Consider the following 20,185-nt stretch of genomic DNA (forward strand, 5'->3'; position numbering starts at 1 on the left):
TAGATGCGTGAGTACTTTGCGCATCTTTGACACAGCCACCCGCAGCCAACGCGATTTCGAGCCTATTCGCCCTGGTCACGCCTCCATCTACTTGTGTGGCGCCACCCCGCAGGCCCAGCCGCACATTGGCCATCTGCGCTCCGCCGTGGCTTTTGACATCTTGCGCCGCTGGCTGCTCGCGCAAGGCTATGACGTCGCCCTCGTGCGCAATGTCACCGATATTGATGACAAGATCCTTACCAAGGCCGCTGAGAATAATCGCCCCTGGTGGGAGTGGGTGTCTACCTACGAGCGCGAGTTTACTAAGGCCTATAACCTGCTTGGCGTACTTCCGCCGTCCGTGGAGCCGCGCGCGACGGGTTTTGTCACCCAGATGGTTGAGTATATGCAGCGGCTTATCGATGCCGGCTTTGCCTACCCCGTCCCCGCGCCCACCCAAGATGCCGATGCCACCGTGGACGGGGCAGATGGCGCGGCTAACCCCACGGATGGGGCGGGCGGCTCCGTGTACTTTGATGTTGCGGCCTGGACCAAGGCGGGAGAATCCGACTACGGCGCGTTGTCTGGTAACCGCGTTGAAGAGATGGAACAAGGCGAGTCAGACAACGCGGTCAAGCGCAGCCCGCTCGACTTCGCTTTGTGGAAGGCCGCCAAGCCGGGCGAGCCGAGCTGGCCCACCCCGTGGGGGCGCGGTCGCCCGGGCTGGCACCTGGAGTGCTCTGCCATGTCTACGTACTACCTGGGCTCCAATTTCGATATCCACTGCGGCGGCTTGGACCTGCAATTCCCGCATCACGAAAATGAGATCGCGCAATCGCACGCGGCTGGCGATAAGTTTGCCAATTATTGGATGCACAACCACTGGGTAACAATGGCTGGTGAAAAGATGTCGAAATCCCTCGGCAACGTGCTTTCCATATCGAACATGCTAGATCTAGTGCGCCCAGTGGAGCTGCGCTACTACCTGGGTTCTGCGCATTACCGCTCGGTACTGGAGTATTCCGAATCGGCCCTGACGGAGGCGGCCGCGGGCTATCGGCGGATTGAGGACTTCGTCAAGCGCTTCGCAGATATTGAGCGCGGTGACTGGACGGAGGACTTCGAGGACGCTATGAACGACGATATCGCCGTGCCCAAGGCGTTGGCCGCCATCCACCTCACCGTGCGCGCGGGTAATAAGGACCTGGCCGCCGGAGATGAGGATGCCGCTCGCGCCAAGGCCGCCCAGGTACGCGGGATGGCGCACGTACTTGGATTTGACCCGCTGGAGTGGGAAGATGGAGGCGAAGCTAGCGGGGCAGACGCGGCGCTGGCTGCGCTGGTTCAGGCAGAACTGGAACGGCGTACGCAGGCTCGCGCGGACAAAGACTTCGCTACTGCCGATGCGGTGCGTGACCGTCTCACCGCCGCCGGCATCACCATTACCGATACCCCGGACGGCCCTACGTGGTTGTTGACCCAGCGTTAAACAGCTTCTTGCTGTTACTTCCGCTGGTTTTTAAACGGTTTCCTCGAAAGGATTGAAGCGATGGCACGAACCCATGGCCGCGGTGGCGCGGGCATCCGCAAGACGAATAAGAAGGGCGCTACCAAAGGCTCCGGCGGCCAGCGCCGCAAGGGTCTAGAAGGCAAGGGTCCCACCCCGAAGGCCGAGGATCGGGTGTACCACGCCAAGCACAAAGCGAAGTTGGAGCGCGAGCGACGTAACTCGGGTCGCCACCAGAAAGAAACCGCAGAGATGGTGGTGGGCCGCAATCCGGTGATTGAGTGTCTGCACGCCAAGGTGCCGGCCACCACGCTCTACATCGTGGCCGGAACACGCAACGATAAGCGGCTTGGCGAGGCCGTGTTGATGTGCAATACCCGCAATATCCCCATTATCGAGGTACAGCGCCATGAGATGGACCGTATGACGGGAAATGGCATGCACCAAGGCATCGGCTTGCAGATTCCGCCGTATAAATACGCCGCAGTGGAGGATTTGATTGCTCACGCGGCCGAAAACCCGCGCCCTGGTATGTTCGTCATCTTGGATAACATCACCGACCCGCGCAACCTGGGAGCCATCATCCGTTCCGTAGCCGCCTTCGGCGGCGATGGCGTGGTTATCCCAGAGCGTCGTTCGGCTTCTGTCACCGCGGTGGCGTGGCGTACCTCTGCTGGAACCGCTGCCCGCTTGCCAGTGGCTCGCGCGACGAATATCACGCGCACCGTGAAGGAATTCCAGAAAAACGGCTACCAGGTCATTGGTCTTGATGCTGGCGGGGATCACACGTTGGATACCTATGAAGGCGGCACGGACCCCGTGGTCGTTGTCATCGGCTCTGAAGGTAAGGGCATTTCGCGCTTGGTCAGGGAAACCTGCGATGTGCTCATGTCCATTCCGATGACCGGATGGGTCGAATCCCTTAATGCCTCCGTTGCCGCGGGTTCGGTGCTGTCCGAGTTCGCGCGCCAACGCCGTGCCGCCGGAAAGTAATCGGTTTGGCCGTTTCGAACTAGCACCAGTCCCATGCTGGTCGCAGTTCTCAGGCATGCAGAATCGCCGCCCCAGTAAAGGGCAGCGCTCTGCCAGGCCTATGAGCAACAGTTTCGACGTGGTGGGTATGCAGGTTCGTTGGTATACCCATAGCTGCGTTCGGGCCCGAAATTTGAACACGCCGAATCGCTGGCACAGCTACTGGCCCAGCGTTAAAGAGTGCTCGGTTCTTTGCGGGCACAACGTTCTGGGTGCGAAACGTTGTGGCCGCAACGTTTAACCATTATCCGCCCAAGGTGGCAACCACTGGATGGTTCCGTTGACCCGGGCTAAGTGCCCGCGTACGGGCGGGGCGTTGGGATCATCGTCGTTTACGCCGTTGTGGTAGGGACAAGCGATGGTCAGGTTTCGCGGGTTTGTCTCGCCGCCATTTTTCCAGGCTGTGAGATGATGGACCTGACATTCATCGGCGGGGTAGCGGCACTTCGGCCACGGGCAGACCGGGTTTTCGGCCGCCGCCATGAGGCGTTGCTTTGTAGAAGCAAAACGCGAGGTGCGGTAGAGATTTACCGGGCCTTCCACTGGATGAATGAGCGTGACGTAGCCGTGCTCGGTAAACGTCCGTCGCACTAGCTCAGCGCCGGTCATTGTGGCTCCATTGGTGAGCTGGACCACGATATCGTCGTCAGAGCCCGAGCCAGAGCGACAGTCCGGGCCAAGGGCAGAACCAGAGCGAGAGTCGGAGTCAGGGCCAGAGCGAGAGTCGGAGTCAGAGCGAGAGTCGGAGTCAGAGCGAGAGTCGGGGCCAGAGGCAGAGTCAGAACCAGAGCTAGGTCGGGGGCCGGGGCCGAAATCTACGATGCGGTCGAGTTCATCGAGGTGGAGTACCACATTGGTCGTCACGCTGGGGCGGGCGGTGGCTGAGCCGTGGAAAATGCTTCGCACGGACGCAAGCGGGGCTTCCTTATCAATCGCGGCGTGCATATCGGCGATATCGGCAGAGGGGCCGGTAATGGACATGGTCCACGGGCCGTCGGCGCGGCGATAAATTTTTACCCCGGGGTGGCGCTTTACAGGGCCCTTGAGCTCTTTGACGCGGACACGGGCCCGCTTATCGATTTCTGAGACTTTCCCCTTCATCCCGCACAATTCACGCCGTAGCGCCCAGGCATCGCGCTTTTTCTTTAGTTTGGCGGCGTGGCGCTCGATGGTCAATAGGGCCGTCAGGCTGTGCCCATTCGCGCGGCATGCGGCGATGGATTCGCGCTGCTGGCGGCGGAAGGCGGTGGTGCCGAAGTAGGTTTCTGCCAGCGTGAGCAGGCGGGTGGCGGTGGTATCCGGGCAGCCGGCCGCAGTCAGCTCGCGCTGTGAGAGGCCGTGGCAGTCGGCTATGATATCCATGCCGGGTGTCAGGCCCTTAAGAAAAGTGTGCAGCGCGTTCATGCCCCAGAGACTAAGGCGCACCGCAAGCCTTGGCTAGGCAATGCCCCGCGTGCCTGTGGACAACTACCCCGTAGCGTCAACTAAGCCGAAGAAATCGCGTATTTTATCCACAGCATTGAAGGAATTCGTATTTGGCCCTATACGCGGCGGTGTTTCGTTGCCAGAAGGAATCACGTGCCCGAGGCCTTCCATGGTCCACAGTTCCACGGGGTAGGCGCCGTCGTAGTAGGTGGACGTTACCTCGGGGATGGGTCGGGTTTCGCGGGGCGGGCGGCAGCCATTGGTCAGCGCGAAGTATTCCGCGGTGGCCGGAGCAGAGAGCACGCGGCCGCGGGTTTGGTGCGCATCGATGCCGGCCAACCCGCCGTCATAGGGCGCAATCGGATCTTCGGTGCCGTGGATAAACAGCAGTGGGGTAGGACGGTAGCCATCGGGGTGGGTGGGCGCGTGATTGGACCCTTCGCCCAGCGTGGAGGCGATGATGCAGGCGCGGGTGAGAGTAAAGGGGGCATCGAACAGCAGACGCAGTACCATCTGACCACCATTGGAATATCCGGCGGCGAAGGTGCGCGCAGTGGCGTATTCGTGCTGCATGGTCTCGATGAGGAAGGCACTAAAGGCAACGTCGTCGACCCCGAGTTCGCGGGCGCGGACCGGCAGCTCTGCGCGCGTGTCATTGAAGTGGTGGTGGATGCCGTCGGGGTAGACAATGAGGGTATTGGTGGCATCGGCAAGTGCGTCGACCGTGCCGTTGGTAAAGCGGCGGAGCACGTTGGCGGACTGCTGGGAGCCGTGGAAAAACAGCAGCAGATCCGGCTGGGGGCCAAGGTCTTCGGGTTCGATGACGATGAAACGGCGGGTGCGACCATCCACATCTGCGGTACGGCGATGAACATGCATGCCCGCCAAGTCTAGTCGGCGTGGAAGTGCTTAGCCGCTACCTCATCGCGGATGGCATGTTTGCCTTGGCGCCAGCCGATGAACCGGCATACCAGGTAGATCACAAAGGAAATGGTGGCCACAAAAACGGAAACCGGCAAGCCCGGCGCGAGCGATAGGATGAAACCGCCTACTGCGGAGACCTCGGCGAAGATGGTGGACCACAGCACCGCGCGGAGGGGCGAGGATGTGATCTGCACGGCCGCCGCACCGGGGGTGATAAGCAGCGCCATTACGAGCAACGAGCCGACGATTTGCACCGACTGCGCGGCCGCGAGGCCGACGCAGATCGCAAAAGCGACGGAGATGGCGCGGGTGGGAACGCCGGCGGCGCGAGCCATCTCGGGATCGGCGGAGGCAAAAAGCAAGGGCCGCCAAAGGAAGCCGACGGCGGCGACGATGATCACCGTAGTGGCGGCCAGCAGCCACACAGAGGCGGAGGATACGCCGACGATTTGACCGGTCAAAAGTGCCATCGCCGTATTGGAATTGCCGGGGTAGAGGTGCAAGAACAGCACCGAGAGGCCCAGGCCGAAGCTCATGACCACCCCGATGGCGCTATCTTGCTGGCCCTTAAAGCCCAACATGGCCAGGATGATGGCGGCGACGATGGCACCGGCGACCGCGCCGAAGCCGAGGTTCAGGCCAAAAAGAAGCGCCGCGGAGCCGCCCATGAGTGCGAGCTCAGAGGTAGCGTGGACGGAGAACGACATCTGGCGCAGCACGATAAGCGAGGTCATCACGCCAGACAGGATGCCTAGCAGCGCTGCGGCGAGGAGTGAGGACTGCACGAAGTCCACGCTGAGCAAGTAATGGGTATCGTCCCAGAATTTAGACAACAATGAGCCTCCCATCGACGTTCAAGACATTGACCTTGGAGCCGTATAGCTCCGAGAGGACCTCGGAGCGCATGACCTCATCGACCGGGCCGAAGGTGTGGCCATTGGGCGCGAGATAGAGGACTTTATCGGTCACCGCGAGCACGGGGTTGATGCCGTGGGTGATAAAAATGATGGAGGTCCCGCGCTCGCGGCGCAGCGAGTCTAGTTTGGTGACCGTGGCGTTTTGCCGGGCGGGGTCGAGGGAGAGCAGGGGCTCATCGGCAAGAATGAGGTCCGGGTCATTGGCCAGGGCTTGGGCCTGGCGGACGAGCTGCTGCTGGCCGCCAGAGAGCTGGCCGACGCGCCGGTCCCGCAGACCTGTGGCTCCGACTTCCTCCAACAGCTCGTTCACCCGTCCACGAGGTGGGCGCCTGTGTCGCAGCGCCCCGTGTGCCACGGAGAGCGAGACGAGGTCGCGGGCGCGCAGGGGAAGGTCAGCAGGGAACATGCGCTGCTGGGGGATGAACCCAACCCGGCAGTTGACATCGACGCGCCCGCTGGTCAGCGTACGGGTGCCGAGGATGGTGCCCACGAGGGTGGACTTGCCCACGCCGTTAGGGCCCAAAACGGCGATAAACTCGCCGCGGTCCACGGCGAGATTAAGCTGCGACCACAGCGGATCTACTGCGGCCTCATGGAATTCAACGAGCACTAGTGCTTCCCCACTTTGCTCGTCACTTCGTCATAGTATTCCCAGAACTTCTTACCGTCCGGCGGGGTTTCGCCGATTTCTACGATATCGACGTCGTTGTCCTCTGCGGCGGACTTGATGCGGCGGGCGGTATCGGTTTCGGTTTGGGGGTTGAAGATGAGGAGATCGACCTTGCCATCGTCAAGGGCCTTGATGAAGGCGGCGACATCGGCAGTAGCGGGCTCGCCCTCGGAGATGGTGGCCTTGCGGTAGCCCTTCGGGGTGATGTCCTTCGCGTCGGTGTACTTCATGAGGTAATCGGCGATGGGCTCGGTCTGTGCGTAATTCAGGCCATCGGGAAGATCCTTGAGCTTATCGCGCAGCTGGTCCACATGGGAGTCGATCTTCTCCGTGGTGGCAACAGCATCGGAGTATTTCGCGTTGATTTGGTCAGCGATGGACCCAGCAACTTCCCGCAGGGCGGCTGGGTCGTACCAAATGTGTTCGTTGCCCTCGATATTGGTGACTTTATCCGGATCGTTCTTGGCGGTGGCCTTCGCAGCATCGATGGTCATAACACCGGGGGCTTCGTCCAGCTTGCCATGGTCCGTCAGGGGCAGGGCGGAGATGATATGGTCCTGATCGGTAACGGCCTGGTAAAGCCAGGCATCGTAGCCGCCGCCGTTAACCACGAGCAGATCGGCGTCATTGGCTTTGGCAATATCGGCCGCGGTGGGCTCCACGTGGTGGGGGTCGGTGCCATTGCCTTCCACAATGGGCTCGACCTCGATGTCGACACCGGAGGCGGTATCGGCCACCGCTTGAGCAACATCGGCCCAGATAGAGGTAGAGGCAACGATGGAAAGCTTCTTTTCGCCGGAGTCGCCGGAGCCAGAACCAGAATGAGAATCTGCGGAGCACGCGGCGGTGAAAAGGAGCGCGCTTGCTGCGAGTAGGGCTGTAGTTGCGCGGAGTGAGGTGTGCATATTCTCCAGTGTGCGGTTGCTGGCAATCGTTGTCAATTGAATATGTATTGAAAATCTGGCACCGGGGCCCGGGTAAGGTAACAGGTATGGTTAGACGCAGCCCCACCCGGAAGACCCTGGCCTCCCTAGCCGCGGAGTTGGGCGTTTCGCGCACAACCGTATCTAATGCCTATAGCCGCCCTGACCAACTATCCCCGGCAACACGCGAGCGCATTTTGGAGGCCGCCAAGGCGCGCGGATACCCAGGACCCGATCCTACGGCGCGCAACCTGCGCACCCGTCGCGTTGGGTCGGTGGGCGTACTGCTGACCGAGCACCTGTCCTACGCCTTCGAAGACATGGCATCGGTGGATTTCTTAGCGGGTATGGCGGAGGCATCGGCAGGCGCGCAGACTACTTTGACCCTCATCCCCGCCGGTCCGGAAGGTGAGGCGGAGGCGACGAGCCTGGTGGGTTCGGCCGCAGTCGACGGCTTTGTGGTCTATTCGGTCGCCGCGGGTGATGCCTACCTCGCGGCCGCGTGCGGCCGGGGCCTGCCGCTGGTGGTCTGTGATCAGCCCACGGACGCAGGGTTACCGTTCGTGGGCATTGATGATCGCGCGGCGATTGCCCCAGCGGCGCGTGCACTTATCGATGCCGGACACCGCCACATCGGCATTCTCGCCATCCGCCTGCGCCTGCTGCGCCACGATGGTCCGATTTCTTGGCAGGAAGTCCACGATGCGGAGATGCACGTACAGCGCTCACGGGTGATGGGCGCGCTCGATGTTTTCACTGCGGCGGGCATCGCTGCCGAGTCCGTGCCTGTGGTCACACAGCACATTAACGATGCCCACACTACCCGCGCCGCCGCCGAGCTCCTGCTTCACACACATCCGGAACTTACGGCCGTGCTGTGCACGACCGATTCCATGGCGCTCGGCGTAGTGGCTTATGCCCGCGATCGTGGGCTGAGCGTGCCAGAAGATCTATCCGTGACCGGTTTTGACGGCATCGATGCGGCGCAGCGCCTCGACCTAGCCACTGTCATCCAGCCCAATAAGGCCAAGGGTGCCGCGGCCGGCCACATGCTGGAAAAACTCATCGTGAGCGCGACAAGTGATGCCCCGGGTGCGCCCCGCGCGAAGGCAGGCGGGCAATCCCAGGGCGCTGATCAGGCGGAGGTGGTGCCGCGGCGGGTATTGCAGACGCGGTTCGCGCCGGGCAGTTCGATTACTGCACCGCGGCCGCGCGGGCGGTAGCGAGCTCAGTGAGAAAATGGGCGACGGCATCGACATCGGCAAGCTTTACTGTGGCAAGGGAATCACCCTCGCCAACCTTGATACCCACATCCGGCGGCTGATGGAGGGCGCGGAAGCCATCCTCATCGGTGACGTCATCACCTAGAAAAACCATGGCGGTGGCACCGGTGCGTTCACGGAGGGTCTCTAGCCACGTACCCTTGGTGGCGGTGGTGACAGAAAACTCGATGATGGACTTGCCTACGGTGCGTGGGAAACCGGCAGTATCGAGGGCCAGGCCCGCCTGATAAGCAGCCGCGGCCTGCTCTGGATTGCTCAACTCGAGCGAGCGCAGGTGCAGCACGCGTTGGAAAGGCTTAACCTCGAGCTCCGCGCCGGGGAAGCGATCTATGATGCTGCGGATTTCTTCCTCCTTGCGCGTGAGGTGCTCGCGCACGGCGGAGGTGAGCTCGGTGTGCTGCCAGGAGGACTCGGCGCCGTGGGATCCACCGAAGAGGACGGGGTGGCGCAGGGGGCAGACGCGCTGGAGGCCTTCCAGGTGGCGTCCGGAGAGCACCGCGGCCGTAGTGTGCGGCAGGTGGGCCAATTGGTTGAGTGCGCGGGCGGCGGCGGCATTGATTTCCGCGTCATAAATAGCGGTAGCGAATGGCGACAGCGTGCCATCAAAATCGGAGACCACGGCCAGCTCTTTAGTCGCGGCCAAGGCCTTAATGGTGGAAGAAAGCATCATGCCCATCCATGCTACGCGCGGGAGACCAACTTAATGGAGGGCGAATCTACCTCATCGGTATCGAGCTCCAAGATGAGCTGGTTATTGCTATTGATGGTGTAGATGAAATCATTATCTGAGGTAAAGAGGTTGCGCAGGAGGTTATCAGCCCACACGGAACCGCCCTCGCAGTTCTCATAAGTGTCGTCGTATTTCACTTCGTCGAAGTGGAGTTTGTTGCCATCGCGGATATTTTCGCGCTCGTTATTCGCCGTGTAGGTCAGTCGGGCCGCCAGGCGCGTGCAACCGGTGGTTCCCACCATGGTGGATTCGCCGAAGCTAAATTCTGGTGCGTTGGGGATCGATTCCGGGATGGTAGACGCCGCGTCCGGCGCGATATTGATGGAGACGACCTGCCACTGCTTGTCCACAATCCGGTCATCGCCTGCAGGCTGCGGGCCTTCATCCTGAGAGCCGCAGGCAGCAAGCAGCGTGACGGCGCCGAGTGTGGCTAGGGCGGCGGCCATGCGGGACAGGCCCGTGCCAGTGTCACCGGTGGCCGTAGCGGCGGCGCCTACGCGGGGGTAGGAAGGAAGCATTAGGAGTTCTTCTCGTGTGGGGTGGTGGCTTGCGAAGCGGGGGTGGCATCGGTCCGGGCGGCGCGCAGGCAGCCCAGGAAAGACTGCGACCACAGCCGTACATCGTGGCTAATGACCTGATCGTGCATGCTGAGCATGCGCTGGGTCATGGTGGAGGGGGAATCTGAAAGCGCACGCACGGCGTTGAGCAGGGCGCGTTTGACGGACTCGATGTCGAAGGGGTTGCACAGGTAGGCCTCATCTAGCTCTGCAGCCGCGCCGGCAAATTCTGAGAGCACCAGGGCGCCGGAACCGTCATCGTGGCAGGCTACAAACTCTTTGGCCACGAGGTTCATGCCATCCTTAAAGGGGGTGACCAGCATGATATCGGCCATGCGGTAGTAGCAGCGCAGTACGTCTTTAGGCACGCCGCGGTGTTGGTAGTGCACCACGGGGTGGCCCATGCGGGAAAAGCGCCCGTTGATGCGGCCGACGGCCTCCTCCACCTGGGAGCGGGTCGCTTTGTAGTGATCGAGGCGCTCGCGTGAGGGCGTGGCCAGCTGCACCAAGGTGACCTCCTCCGGATCTAGCGCGCCGGTTTCCAGGAGCTCTTCGAAAGCAGTGAGGCGTTGCAGGATGCCCTTGGTGTAATCGAGGCGATCCACCCCCAAGATGATGCGCCTGGGGCTGCCCAAATCCTGGCGCAATTGGGCCACGCGGCGTTCATCCGCGGCGCTAAACTCGCCGAAATCCTGCGCGGCAATGGAAATGGGAAACGCGCCCACGCTCACCGTGCGGCCCCCAGGGAGGTGGATATGGGCAGTGATATCGCGGGTAGTGGCCTCGCCGCGCACCTCGAGTCCCTGGCGGCGGGCCAATTCCAAGAAATTGCGAGCGTTGGCTTCCAAATGGAAGCCGATCAGATCGGCACCCACGATGCCGCGCACCGTTTCCTCCCGCCAGGGCAACTGCCAGAAGAGATCGGGGGAGGGAAACGGGATGTGTAGGAAGAACCCGATGGTGAGATCGGGGCGCATTTGCCGCAGGATACCTGGCAGTAATTGCAACTGATAGTCCTGCACCCAGACCGTCGCTCCTTCTGCGGCCACGTGGGCTACCTCGTCCGCGAAGCGTAGGTTGACCTCGCGGTAAGCATCCCACCAGTCGCGGTCATAGGTCGGGGTGACGATAAGATCGTGGTAAAGCGGCCACAGCGTGGCATTAGAAAAGCCCTCGTAAAAGGCCTCAAAATCAGCCGCAGAAAGCCTGACTGGGTGCAATAATACCCCGGCATCGGTGTGGAAAGGCTCGGGCGCGGCATCGGCGACGCCAGGCCAGCCTACCCAGCAACCCTGATGCGCTTCGAGCACCGGTGAAAGCGCGGTGACCAAACCGCCTGGCGAGGGCGTCCACGTCTGACTGCCATCGGCCGCGGTAGTTAAATCTACCGGCAGGCGGTTTGCTACTACTACGAAGTCATTGCCGCGCTCGTTCATAGTCTTAGACTAGCTTAAGACTTCTTGGTCGACTTCTTAGTTGCTTTTTTCGTCGACTTCTTGGTGGACTTCTTCGCCGCCTTGGTAGTCTTCTTCGTCGACTTCTTGGTGGACTTCTTTGTCGCCTTAGACGTGGATTTTTTGGTGGTCTTCTTCGTGGACTTTTTCGTGGACTTCTTGGGCGCGGCATCGGCTTGTTCTGCTACAACCTTCTTGTGTACCAGGCCCTTGGGCTCGACACCCAGCATAGACATCAAGGTCACACCGTCCAAGAAATCCTGGGAGTAGGTGGCCACTACGCGGCGGGCGGCGCGGGCGGTTTCCTCTGCCAAGGCAATATCTTGTTCTGCCTGTGGGTGCGTGTCTTGGACCTTGGGTGGCACGGCAAGTCCTCCTGAATGTTGGGAAAGCTATCAGCCTAAATATTGTACGCTACCGGCGGCGTTTAGGACTCCTCGGGTTCCTTGCCATCGGCCTTGGTGGGATCAAATTCCTCGCCCGCGGGCGATTTGTGCCCGGGTATCGTATAGGTCGTGTGCTCGCTACCCTGCGGCTGGGCCGGCCACTGCGAGCCCGCAGGCCACAAATCCTCCGCGGGAGTGGTCCCTGGTGCGTGTTGTTGTGCCTGCGCGTGCTGCGGTGGCTTTGGGCCCAGCGTGGGCGGCAATTCAGGGCGGTTGAGGCGCGGGGCGAAGGGGGACATAGGCACGCGTGGGATGCGTGGGGCCTTGCGTGCCAGGTTCGTTGCCTTGTGGAAGGAGAACCGGCCGATGCGCTTGAAGGTGGAGTACGGCCGGAAGTATTTCGGGCGGCGCAGGCGGCGTGCGACGCGCTCGCCAAAGACCACGCCGGCTGCCAGTGCGCCGGAGATGGCTAGCGCGGTGGCCAGGTTGGTAAAGCCGATAATCATCTGCTCATTGATGGAGGCGTACATGCCGCGGTACAGCATGAGGCCCGGCAGCATGGGCGTATAGCCCACAATCATCGTAATCAGTGGCGGGATGCCCCACCGGCGCGACATCAAACCGCCGGCTAGGCCTACCACAATGGCAGACAGACCAGAGGCAATAACCGGGCCGACGCCAAAGGGCACGACCACGAAGTAGTAGACAATCATACCGGCGGCCGCGGTGAGCCCCGAGAGCGTAATTTCTATCCAATGAGCCCCACATGCCAGCGCGAATGCGGCCGAACCCGTACCGCCGAGTACTACTAAGAGGGGAATTTTGTGATAAACCGGCGGCGCCAAGGTACCCAGTGGGGGCAGATCGAAGCCCATGGCGGAGGCCAGCTGAATACCCACACCCACACCGGCGATAATCGCGCCCGTTGATAACAGCGCAGAGAAAAAACGCGCGGAAGAGGTCACGGGGGCGCGAGTGATGCCATCGACAAGCGATTGCACCAGTGTCAGCCCCGCCACTAGCACGATAATTCCGGACGCCACAATCTGCGCAGGCGACATACTAATGCCAAAGGCGGCGGCAACGTTATACAAAATCGCGGCCGGGAAGACAGCTAAAAAGCCTCCGATGACGTTTTGATAAAAGGGCGGCAGGCGGTAATTGGCCAACCAGTCATTCAGCCCCATAATCAGCGCAGAGACCACGAAGGCTAAGAGACCGACGAGGAGATCGCCGCCGAGCATCAAAGAAATCAGGCCACCCATGCCGCCCCAGCCAAGCATTACCGTGGACGGTTTATACGGCGCTGGCATGCGGTCGATCTCGTCCAGGCGCTTTTCCGCCATGGCGGGCGGCACCCTACCGGAATGGATATCGCGGATGAGCCGGTCTACCTCCGAAAGTTTAGAAAAGTTCACGCCCACATCCGGGACCACGCGAAAGACGTGGAGGTTTTGGCGCTTATCGCCCGTGCCGATCGCGGTGTGAATGGTGATGGTATTCATCAAGATATCCACGTGGCAGTAGTGCAGACCATAAGACGACGCTGCGAGGTGGACCTGTGCGCGGGCATCAGAGTTGGCGGATCCGGCACTAACGAGCAGTTCGCCGATGCGCGCGGCAATTTCCATCACGCCTGTGACTTGGGCGGCATCGGTCAGATCGACCGGAGCGAGTGGCGATGGTGGGGGTGCGGCTTTAGCCGCGTCAATGATGGCGACTTGGCCTGCAGCGACGCGCAAGCGCTCCCGCATGGCGGACAGTAGTGACACGAAAATAACCCTCGAAAAAGCGGTGGGACACTAGTTAAAATTTCTGCCTGAACTTTAACCCGTGCGGGGCGCAAATGCATACAAAGGGGGACCGGCTTTCCACTTGGGCGTGGTCCTCGGGTAGTATGCAACGAGCGGAAGAAATTCCGCGGTGCTGGAGTGGCGCAATTGGTAGCGCAACGCACTTGTAATGCGTAGGTTGCGAGTTCAAGTCTCGTCTCCAGCTCAAAAAGTAGCCCCCTTGCTGCACACACAGTTAGGGGGCGAAAGTTTTATTAGTGAGCCGGGTGGTTATTTACTCGCTACTTTGCGCAGGCAACGTTCCGGACTTTGGGTTATTGCGGAAGCACCAGGCGGTAAGCACCGCGAAGATGAAGGCGATGCAGGCAAGCCCGCCGACGGTGAGGAAATATGCACAGTCATAGGCTGCGGCAGCAGTCTCGTGCGTAGAGGGCGATAGGAGTGCTTCGGTGCCGTGTGGGGCGAGGGCATCAGGAAGCGTGTGCGTCATTAGTAGCGGCACGAGGGAACCGGTGATGGCGATGGAAAGCAGCGTGCCGAATTCGTAAGAGACCGCTTCTACGCCAGAGGCCATACCCGCCCGGTGGGAGGGGGCGGCATTGATGATGGCGGTAGAAGAAACGGACATCGACGAGCCGGCACCCACGCCCGTGAGAATGAGACCGGTAATAAACACCGCGAGGTTATCGGCGCGGTCAGCCCACATGATGCTCAGCATGCCAATGTCCATGCTGAGAAAACCGCCGCTGATGAGTGGTAAAAAGCCCACGCGGTGCAAGACGGTGCCGCCGACAATGGCAGTAGGGATGGCCGCAACCGCCATGGCGGAGATGAAAAGGCCGGCGTTAAGGGGTGAGAGGGCATCGACAAGCTGCAGCTTTTGGGTGGTTAGAAGCTCAAGGCCGGTGATGGCAAACATGGCACCACCGGCGGTGAGCACGCCGCCGCTAAAAGTGGGGGAGGAGAAGATGTCACAGGTTAACAGCGGATCATCAAGCCGTCTTTGCCGGTAGCCAAAGGCTGCGGCGCTGAGCAAGCAAGTGACAATGGAACCGACCAGCACCGCGGCATTGGTATGGGAAGCCGCCGCCGTTTTGATGGCCAGGACCAGGCTGGACAGGGTAATAAGCGCAGAGAACGAGGACAGGAAATCCCAGTGCTTATGCGGGTTCGCCTGGTTGGGCGGGCCGAGTACGAAGGTAAGGATTATGGTGAGGGCCACGATGGGCACGTTGATTAAAAAGACCGAGCCCCACCAAAAATGCTCTAGGAGGAATCCCCCCACGGTGGGCCCGGCGGCAGCGCCCACGACGGCGACGGAACTCCAGATGCCAATGGCCTTATTGCGCTCTACTTCATTGGGGAAGGTCAACCGGATAAGCGCCAGGGTGGAAGGCAACATGATGGCAGCGCCGAAGCCCAATAAGGCGCGGCCAGAGATGAGAAACCAGGCGTTGGGTGAATAAGCCGCCAGCAGGGAGGCGGTGCCAAAAGTGGCGAGGCCAGTTAAGAACATCAGGCGGTGGCCAATGCGATCTCCCAATGTGCCGGTGCCGAGGAGCAGACCCGATAAAACCAGCGTATAGGCATTGATGATCCACAATTGTTGCATGTCAGTGGCATGCAACTGCTGCGTAAGCTGCGGCAGCGCCGTATAAAGTATGGAATTATCCAAGCCCACCAGTAGCAGGCCCAGGGACACCACGGCAAAGAAAGACCATCGCTGCGCGGGGGTGGAGGCGAAGGCGGCAGCCGCGTGGTGCGGGGACTGTGTGGCTGTATCAGCTGACTCGTTCCTCATCGCTAGAAACCATAGCGAATATGGCTGCGATGATTCAGGTTAGTATTGCCTTGCTCACAGATAAGCGAGTGGTGTGAGTATTTAGGAATTGCTGGACTTTCCTGCACGTTGAGTTGCACAGTGGTACTAGAACAGTTAGAGACTTAAGGACGATGTTCAAATGGCACGTAATTATGCACAACAGCTGGTTGAGACGCTAGAAAAGCAGGGCGTGGAGCACATTTATGGCCTTGTGGGCGACTCCCTCAACCCGATCGTGGACGCGGTGCGCCGCTCTTCCATCGAATGGATCCACGTGCGCAATGAGGAAGCCGCAGCCTTTGCTGCTGAAGCGGACTCGTTGACCACCGGCAAGCTGGCCGTGTGTGCGGCCTCGTGTGGCCCGGGTAATACCCACCTCATCCAGGGCCTTTATGATGCTAACCGCAATGGCGCCAAGGTACTGGCCCTGGCATCGCACATTCCTTCCCGCCAGATTGGCTCCGCCTTCTTCCAAGAAACCCACCCGGAGCAGATCTTCCAGGAGTGCTCCGGCTACTGCGAAATGGTTCTCTCCGGTGACCAGGGCGGTGTAGTGCTGCACCACGCCATCCAGTCCACCATGGCCGGCAATGGCGTATCTGTGCTGGTGATCCCGGGCGATGTCTCTACCGAAGAAGTTGATGATGACACCTTCGTAGAATCCAAGATCTCCACTGGCAATCCGGTGGTTTACCCAGACCCGGCAGAGGCCGCAGCATTGACCCAGGCTATCAACGAGGCCGAGTCCGTCGCCTTCTTCGTGGGCGCCGGTGTGAAAGATGCCCGCGAGCAGGTGCTGAAGCTGGCAGAAAAGGTCAAGGCCCCCATTGGCCACGCGCTCGGCGGTAAGATGTATATCCAGTATGACAACCCATTTGATGTGGGCATGTCCGGCCTGCTGGGCTACGGTGCCGCGCATGAGGCCACCCACGAGGCAGACCTGTTGATCCTTTTAGGTACGGATTTCCCGTATAACGACTTTCTGCCAAAGGGCAATGTGGCCCAGGTTGATATCAACGGCTCCCATATTGGCCGCCGCACCAAGATTTCCTACCCCGTGACTGGCGATGTCGCCGCCACCATCGACAATATCTTGCCGCACGTGGAGGAAAAGAAGGACCGCTCCTTCTTGGATAAAATGCTGAAAAAGCACTACGACAAGCTGGAGAACGTGGTGGAGGCGTATACCTCCAATGTGGAAAATCACACCCCGATCCACCCCGAGTACATCGCGTCCCTCATTGACCAAGAAGCCGACGATGATGCCATCTTCACCGTCGATACCGGCATGTGCAATGTCTGGGGTGCGCGCTATATCACTCCGAATGGCAAGCGCGAGCAGATCGGCTCTTTCCGCCATGGCACCATGGCTAACGCCCTGCCACAGGCCATAGGCGCGCAGAAAGCCAACCCGGGCCGCCAGGTCATTACCTTCTCTGGTGACGGTGGGCTCTCCATGCTCATGGGCGAGCTGCTGACGGTTAAGCTGCACCAGCTGCCGGTCAAAATGTTCGTGTTCAATAACTCCTCGCTGGGTATGGTCAAGCTGGAGATGCTGGTAGGCGGCATTCCAGAACACGAGACCGATCACGAGTCCGTGGACTTTTCCAAGATTGCAGAAGCCGCTGGCATCAAGACCTTCCGCATCGAGGACCCGAAGCAGGCTCCTCAACAGATAAAGAAGGCCTTGGCGTATAACGGCCCTGCGCTTATTGATGTCGTCACTGACCCCAATGCCCTCTCCTTGCCGCCGACTCTGACCTTCGACCAGCTTTTGGGCTTCTCCAAGGCCGCTACCCGCACCGTCTTTGGTGGCGGCGTGGGCTCCATGCTGTCCATGGCCAAGTCCAACCTGCGCAATATCCCGCGTCCGCAGGATTTTTAAGCTATAACGGAGCCCATAGCGCCTTAGCCACGCTGTCTTTTCCCACCACAGATTTTATTTTTTGTCGGGGGAGGGGCACGCGTGGCTTTTTGCTTTTACAGGTTTCGTCCAGAAATTTATCAGTAGGCTAGAAACTGGGTGTGCCACACTGGATGATTAAAGCTTGCATGCACGCAGGTGTGTAGAGGACAGGAAGTAATAAGGAGCTGCAGGACGTATGGAAGACAAGAAACTTGCCACAGTCCTCGTCGTTGATGACGAGCCGAATATCGTGGAGCTATTGACGGTATCGTTGAAGTTCCAAAATTTTGATGTCTATAGTGCTAGTTCGGGCAACGAAGCGCTGCGCGTGGCGCGTGAGGTAAACCCGGATGCCTATATTTTGGATGTCATGATGCCGGGCATGGACGGCTTCGCGCTTTTGGGCAAGTTGCGCCAAGAAGGCCTGGATGGCCCGGTGCTGTACCTGACCGCCAAGGATGGGGTGGATCAGCGCATCCATGGCTTGACCATCGGTGCGGACGATTACGTTACCAAGCCCTTTAGTCTCGAAGAGGTCATTACCCGCCTGCGCGTGATTATGCGCCGGGGTGGTGCCGCCGAAGAGTCCTCTAATGATGCCACCATGAGCTATGCCGATCTGACCTTGAATGACGATACCCACGAGGTCACCAAGGGTGGCCAGCTCATCGAGCTTTCGCCTACGGAGTTCAATCTCCTGCGCTACCTCATGCAAAACAAGGAAGTGGTGTTGTCCAAATCCAAGATCTTGGACAACGTGTGGCACTATGACTTCGGCGGCGATGGCAACGTCGTGGAATCCTATATTTCCTACCTGCGCCGCAAGATCGATACCGGCGATACGCCGCTCATCCACACCGTGCGCGGTGTGGGCTATGTGCTGCGCACCCCGCGCTCCTAAACCGACGTTGTGTAATGACAGGAACACCGGAGAACCCCGCCGTGGGCAGGTCTGGCTCAATGCAGCCCCAGCAAGCACAGCAGCCGCCCCTAAAGTGGCATGAGCAGCTGGACCGATTGCCGCAGCAGGGGCAGGGAAAGAAAAAGAAGCGCTTCAAGCGCGACTACATCAAGCAGATACCGCAGGCGATGCCCCTGCGCACCTGGCTGGTGGTTCTCCTCGTGGTTATCTCCGGCCTCGGGTTGACGGGCTCGTCCTTTGCCGTGAATTCGATCATGCGCAACGTGCTCTATAACAACGTCGATAGCGAACTACGCTCGGCGTCATCCTCCTGGGCCCGCGATGTGAGCAATGACTTCTTTCTAGGTGACCACACTAAGCGCCCACCCACGGAATACGTGGTGCTTAATTATCTTCCGGATGGCACCATTCGCTATTCCGGACCCACGTCCACCACCCCGGACGTGGAGGGCGTTCCCCTCGGGGGGTACCCCACGACGGTGGGCTCGATTGAAAATAACACCAAGTGGCGCGCGCTAGCCTTTGCGGATTCCAATGGCGTTATCACCGTCATTGCTAAGGACATGACCCACGAAAAGGAGATTCTGCATGGTCTAGCCATGGTACAAGTATCCATCGCGGCGATCGCCTTAGCAGCCATGGCCGCCTTCGGCTTCTGGTTTATTCGCAGGGCATTGCGTCCGCTGCGGGTGGTGGAATCGACGGCATCGGACATCGCGGCCGGGGATCTGGATAAGCGCGTGCCCGAGTGGCCGCTGCATACGGAGGTCGGCCAATTGGCCGCTGCGCTCAATATCATGCTGGGCCACCTGCAGCGGTCCGTGGTGACGGCGCAGGAAAAAGAGGAACAAATGCGCCGCTTTGTCGGCGATGCCTCCCACGAGCTGCGCACCCCGCTGACTAGCCTGCGCGGTTACACGGAGCTCTACCGATCCGGGGCTACGAACGATGTCGATCTGGTCTTGTCCAAGATAGATAACGAGTCCAAGCGTATGTCGCTGCTGGTAGAAGACCTGCTGGCGCTTACCCGTGCGGAAGGAACGCGCTTGGATCTACGGCCGGTGGATCTTTTGGAGCTTTCCCTCTCGGTGGGATCGTCCGCGCGCGCGGCCTTCCCCGAGCGTGAGGTTAAGGTGGTCAATAAGGCGCAGTCCATCCCTGTGGTCAATGGCGATGCAGACCGCCTCCACCAGGTGCTGCTCAACCTTATTTCCAATGGTCTGCGCCACGGCGGCGAGGATGCCGCGGTTACCTTGCAGCTGCGGCGCGATAATAATGACATCCTCGTGGATGTCATTGATGACGGCAAGGGAATGTCTTCTAAAGACGCCGCCCACATCTTCGAGCGCTTCTACCGCGCGGATTCTTCCCGCACGCGTGATACCGGAGGATCCGGCTTGGGCCTTGCCATCGTGCATTCCTTGGTGGAACAGCACGGCGGCAGCATCAGCGTAGATTCCGCACTCGGCCACGGCACTACCTTTACGGTGCGCCTGCCCGCGCTGGAGGAACCGCAGGATTAGTCCGCGCGGTAGCCGTCCTCGTTGGTGCCCAAATGCTGGCGGATGCGCGCGGCCGCCTCATCCATGGCGGCTTCGTCGGTGTCTTCGGCCGCATAGGCCTTGGCAAAGTCGTACTCTTCCATCTTTTCGGTAGGAAAGAGATGGATGTGGGTATGCGGCACATCGAAGCCGGCAATGACATACCCGGTGCGTGGAGTGTCGTACGCGTTCTTGATGGCCTCACCGATTTCCAGCGCCACCTTATTGAGGTGTGTCCAGGTCTGCGAATCCAGGTCGGTCCACTTATCTACTTCCTTAATGGGCACGACTAGGGTGTGGCCGTAGCGCAGTGGCTCGATGGAGAGAAAAGCCACGCAGGTCTTATCGCGGTAGACAAAGCGGGCGGGTAGTTCACCAGTAATGATTTTGCTAAATACAGAAGCCATAGCTGCC

18 protein-coding genes and 1 tRNA gene are annotated in these 20,185 nt (G+C 60.2%); 7 read left to right on the forward strand and 12 right to left on the reverse strand.

From position 1 onward, the window contains the following. Nucleotides 1-7: 7 nt before the first annotated feature. Complete coding sequence (locus D9V82_RS06040; protein WP_121911528.1) at nucleotides 8-1,468, forward strand: cysteine--tRNA ligase; 1,461 nt, start codon at nucleotides 8-10, stop codon at nucleotides 1,466-1,468. 60 nt (nucleotides 1,469-1,528) lie between these two features. Then, nucleotides 1,529-2,479 (forward strand): 23S rRNA (guanosine(2251)-2'-O)-methyltransferase RlmB, encoded by a 951-nt coding sequence (gene rlmB, locus D9V82_RS06045; protein ID WP_121911529.1) that lies wholly within the window; start codon nucleotides 1,529-1,531, stop codon nucleotides 2,477-2,479. Between the two features lie 276 nt (nucleotides 2,480-2,755). Here rlmB and D9V82_RS06050 read toward each other — a convergent pair whose 3' ends face one another. From D9V82_RS06050 to D9V82_RS06070, 5 genes are all read right to left on the reverse strand, one after another. After that, complete coding sequence (locus D9V82_RS06050) at nucleotides 2,756-3,922, reverse strand: HNH endonuclease signature motif containing protein (protein WP_121911530.1); 1,167 nt, start codon at nucleotides 3,920-3,922, stop codon at nucleotides 2,756-2,758. A gap of 63 nt (nucleotides 3,923-3,985) precedes the next feature. After that, nucleotides 3,986-4,822, reverse strand: a complete 837-nt coding sequence (locus tag D9V82_RS06055; RefSeq protein ID WP_121911531.1) for a CE1 family esterase — start codon at nucleotides 4,820-4,822, stop codon at nucleotides 3,986-3,988. An 11-nt stretch (nucleotides 4,823-4,833) separates the two neighbouring features. Beyond that, nucleotides 4,834-5,700 carry a metal ABC transporter permease gene (locus D9V82_RS06060; protein ID WP_121911532.1) on the reverse strand — a complete coding sequence of 289 codons (867 nt, stop codon included), beginning with the start codon at nucleotides 5,698-5,700 and terminating at the stop codon, nucleotides 4,834-4,836. Further along, on the reverse strand, nucleotides 5,693-6,394 hold the full coding sequence (locus tag D9V82_RS06065; RefSeq protein WP_121911533.1) for a metal ABC transporter ATP-binding protein: 702 nt from the start codon (nucleotides 6,392-6,394) through the stop codon (nucleotides 5,693-5,695). The genes D9V82_RS06060 and D9V82_RS06065 overlap by 8 nt, the downstream gene beginning before the upstream one ends. Next, nucleotides 6,394-7,407, reverse strand: a complete 1,014-nt coding sequence (locus D9V82_RS06070; RefSeq protein ID WP_121911534.1) for a metal ABC transporter solute-binding protein, Zn/Mn family — start codon at nucleotides 7,405-7,407, stop codon at nucleotides 6,394-6,396. The genes D9V82_RS06065 and D9V82_RS06070 overlap by 1 nt, the downstream gene beginning before the upstream one ends. 38 nt (nucleotides 7,408-7,445) lie before the next feature. On the opposite strand from D9V82_RS06070, the gene D9V82_RS06075 reads away from it, so the two are divergent. After that, the gene (locus D9V82_RS06075) at nucleotides 7,446-8,600 is read left to right on the forward strand and encodes a LacI family DNA-binding transcriptional regulator (protein WP_121911535.1); all 1,155 of its coding nucleotides are present in this window, start codon (nucleotides 7,446-7,448) and stop codon (nucleotides 8,598-8,600) included. Here the strand turns inward: D9V82_RS06075 and otsB are convergent. From otsB to thrE, 5 genes are all read right to left on the reverse strand, one after another. Next, a complete protein-coding gene (otsB, locus tag D9V82_RS06080; protein ID WP_121911536.1) occupies nucleotides 8,572-9,330 on the reverse strand; it encodes a trehalose-phosphatase in 759 nt (252 codons plus the stop codon). The genes D9V82_RS06075 and otsB overlap by 29 nt on opposite strands. Nucleotides 9,331-9,341: 11 nt before the next feature. Then, on the reverse strand, nucleotides 9,342-9,908 hold the full coding sequence (locus tag D9V82_RS06085; protein ID WP_234456785.1) for a hypothetical protein: 567 nt from the start codon (nucleotides 9,906-9,908) through the stop codon (nucleotides 9,342-9,344). Further along, entirely contained in the window at nucleotides 9,908-11,383 is a 1,476-nt protein-coding gene (locus D9V82_RS06090; RefSeq protein WP_121911537.1) for an alpha,alpha-trehalose-phosphate synthase (UDP-forming), read from the reverse strand. Before D9V82_RS06090 ends, D9V82_RS06085 begins: the two co-directional genes overlap by 1 nt. Nucleotides 11,384-11,397: 14 nt before the next feature. Continuing rightward, the gene (locus D9V82_RS06095) at nucleotides 11,398-11,766 is read right to left on the reverse strand and encodes a hypothetical protein (RefSeq protein ID WP_121911538.1); all 369 of its coding nucleotides are present in this window, start codon (nucleotides 11,764-11,766) and stop codon (nucleotides 11,398-11,400) included. A gap of 62 nt (nucleotides 11,767-11,828) precedes the next feature. Continuing rightward, a complete protein-coding gene (thrE, locus tag D9V82_RS06100; RefSeq protein ID WP_121911539.1) occupies nucleotides 11,829-13,559 on the reverse strand; it encodes a threonine/serine exporter ThrE in 1,731 nt (576 codons plus the stop codon). A 153-nt stretch (nucleotides 13,560-13,712) separates the two neighbouring features. Between thrE and D9V82_RS06105 the strand changes: the two genes are divergently transcribed. Continuing rightward, nucleotides 13,713-13,785: transfer RNA gene (locus D9V82_RS06105), tRNA-Thr, on the forward strand. 69 nt (nucleotides 13,786-13,854) lie between these two features. Here the strand turns inward: D9V82_RS06105 and D9V82_RS06110 are convergent. Continuing rightward, nucleotides 13,855-15,381 (reverse strand): MFS transporter, encoded by a 1,527-nt coding sequence (locus tag D9V82_RS06110; protein WP_121911540.1) that lies wholly within the window; start codon nucleotides 15,379-15,381, stop codon nucleotides 13,855-13,857. Between the two features lie 160 nt (nucleotides 15,382-15,541). On the opposite strand from D9V82_RS06110, the gene D9V82_RS06115 reads away from it, so the two are divergent. The 3 genes from D9V82_RS06115 to D9V82_RS06125 all read left to right on the forward strand — a co-directional run bounded on the left by D9V82_RS06115 (nucleotide 15,542) and on the right by D9V82_RS06125 (nucleotide 19,753). After that, nucleotides 15,542-17,287 (forward strand): pyruvate dehydrogenase, encoded by a 1,746-nt coding sequence (locus tag D9V82_RS06115; RefSeq protein ID WP_121911541.1) that lies wholly within the window; start codon nucleotides 15,542-15,544, stop codon nucleotides 17,285-17,287. A gap of 217 nt (nucleotides 17,288-17,504) precedes the next feature. Further along, the gene (locus D9V82_RS06120; protein WP_121911542.1) at nucleotides 17,505-18,209 is read left to right on the forward strand and encodes a response regulator transcription factor; all 705 of its coding nucleotides are present in this window, start codon (nucleotides 17,505-17,507) and stop codon (nucleotides 18,207-18,209) included. 14 nt (nucleotides 18,210-18,223) lie between these two features. After that, on the forward strand, nucleotides 18,224-19,753 hold the full coding sequence (locus D9V82_RS06125) for a sensor histidine kinase (protein ID WP_121911543.1): 1,530 nt from the start codon (nucleotides 18,224-18,226) through the stop codon (nucleotides 19,751-19,753). Here D9V82_RS06125 and D9V82_RS06130 read toward each other — a convergent pair. Continuing rightward, nucleotides 19,750-20,178 (reverse strand): HIT family protein, encoded by a 429-nt coding sequence (locus D9V82_RS06130; RefSeq protein WP_121911544.1) that lies wholly within the window; start codon nucleotides 20,176-20,178, stop codon nucleotides 19,750-19,752. The two genes, D9V82_RS06125 and D9V82_RS06130, sit on opposite strands and share 4 nt — an antisense overlap. Between the last annotated feature and the right edge of the window lie 7 nt (nucleotides 20,179-20,185).

Origin of the sequence: Corynebacterium macginleyi (assembly GCF_003688935.1) — a bacterium.
In the GTDB taxonomy this organism is placed as follows: Bacteria; Actinomycetota; Actinomycetes; order Mycobacteriales; family Mycobacteriaceae; genus Corynebacterium; species Corynebacterium macginleyi.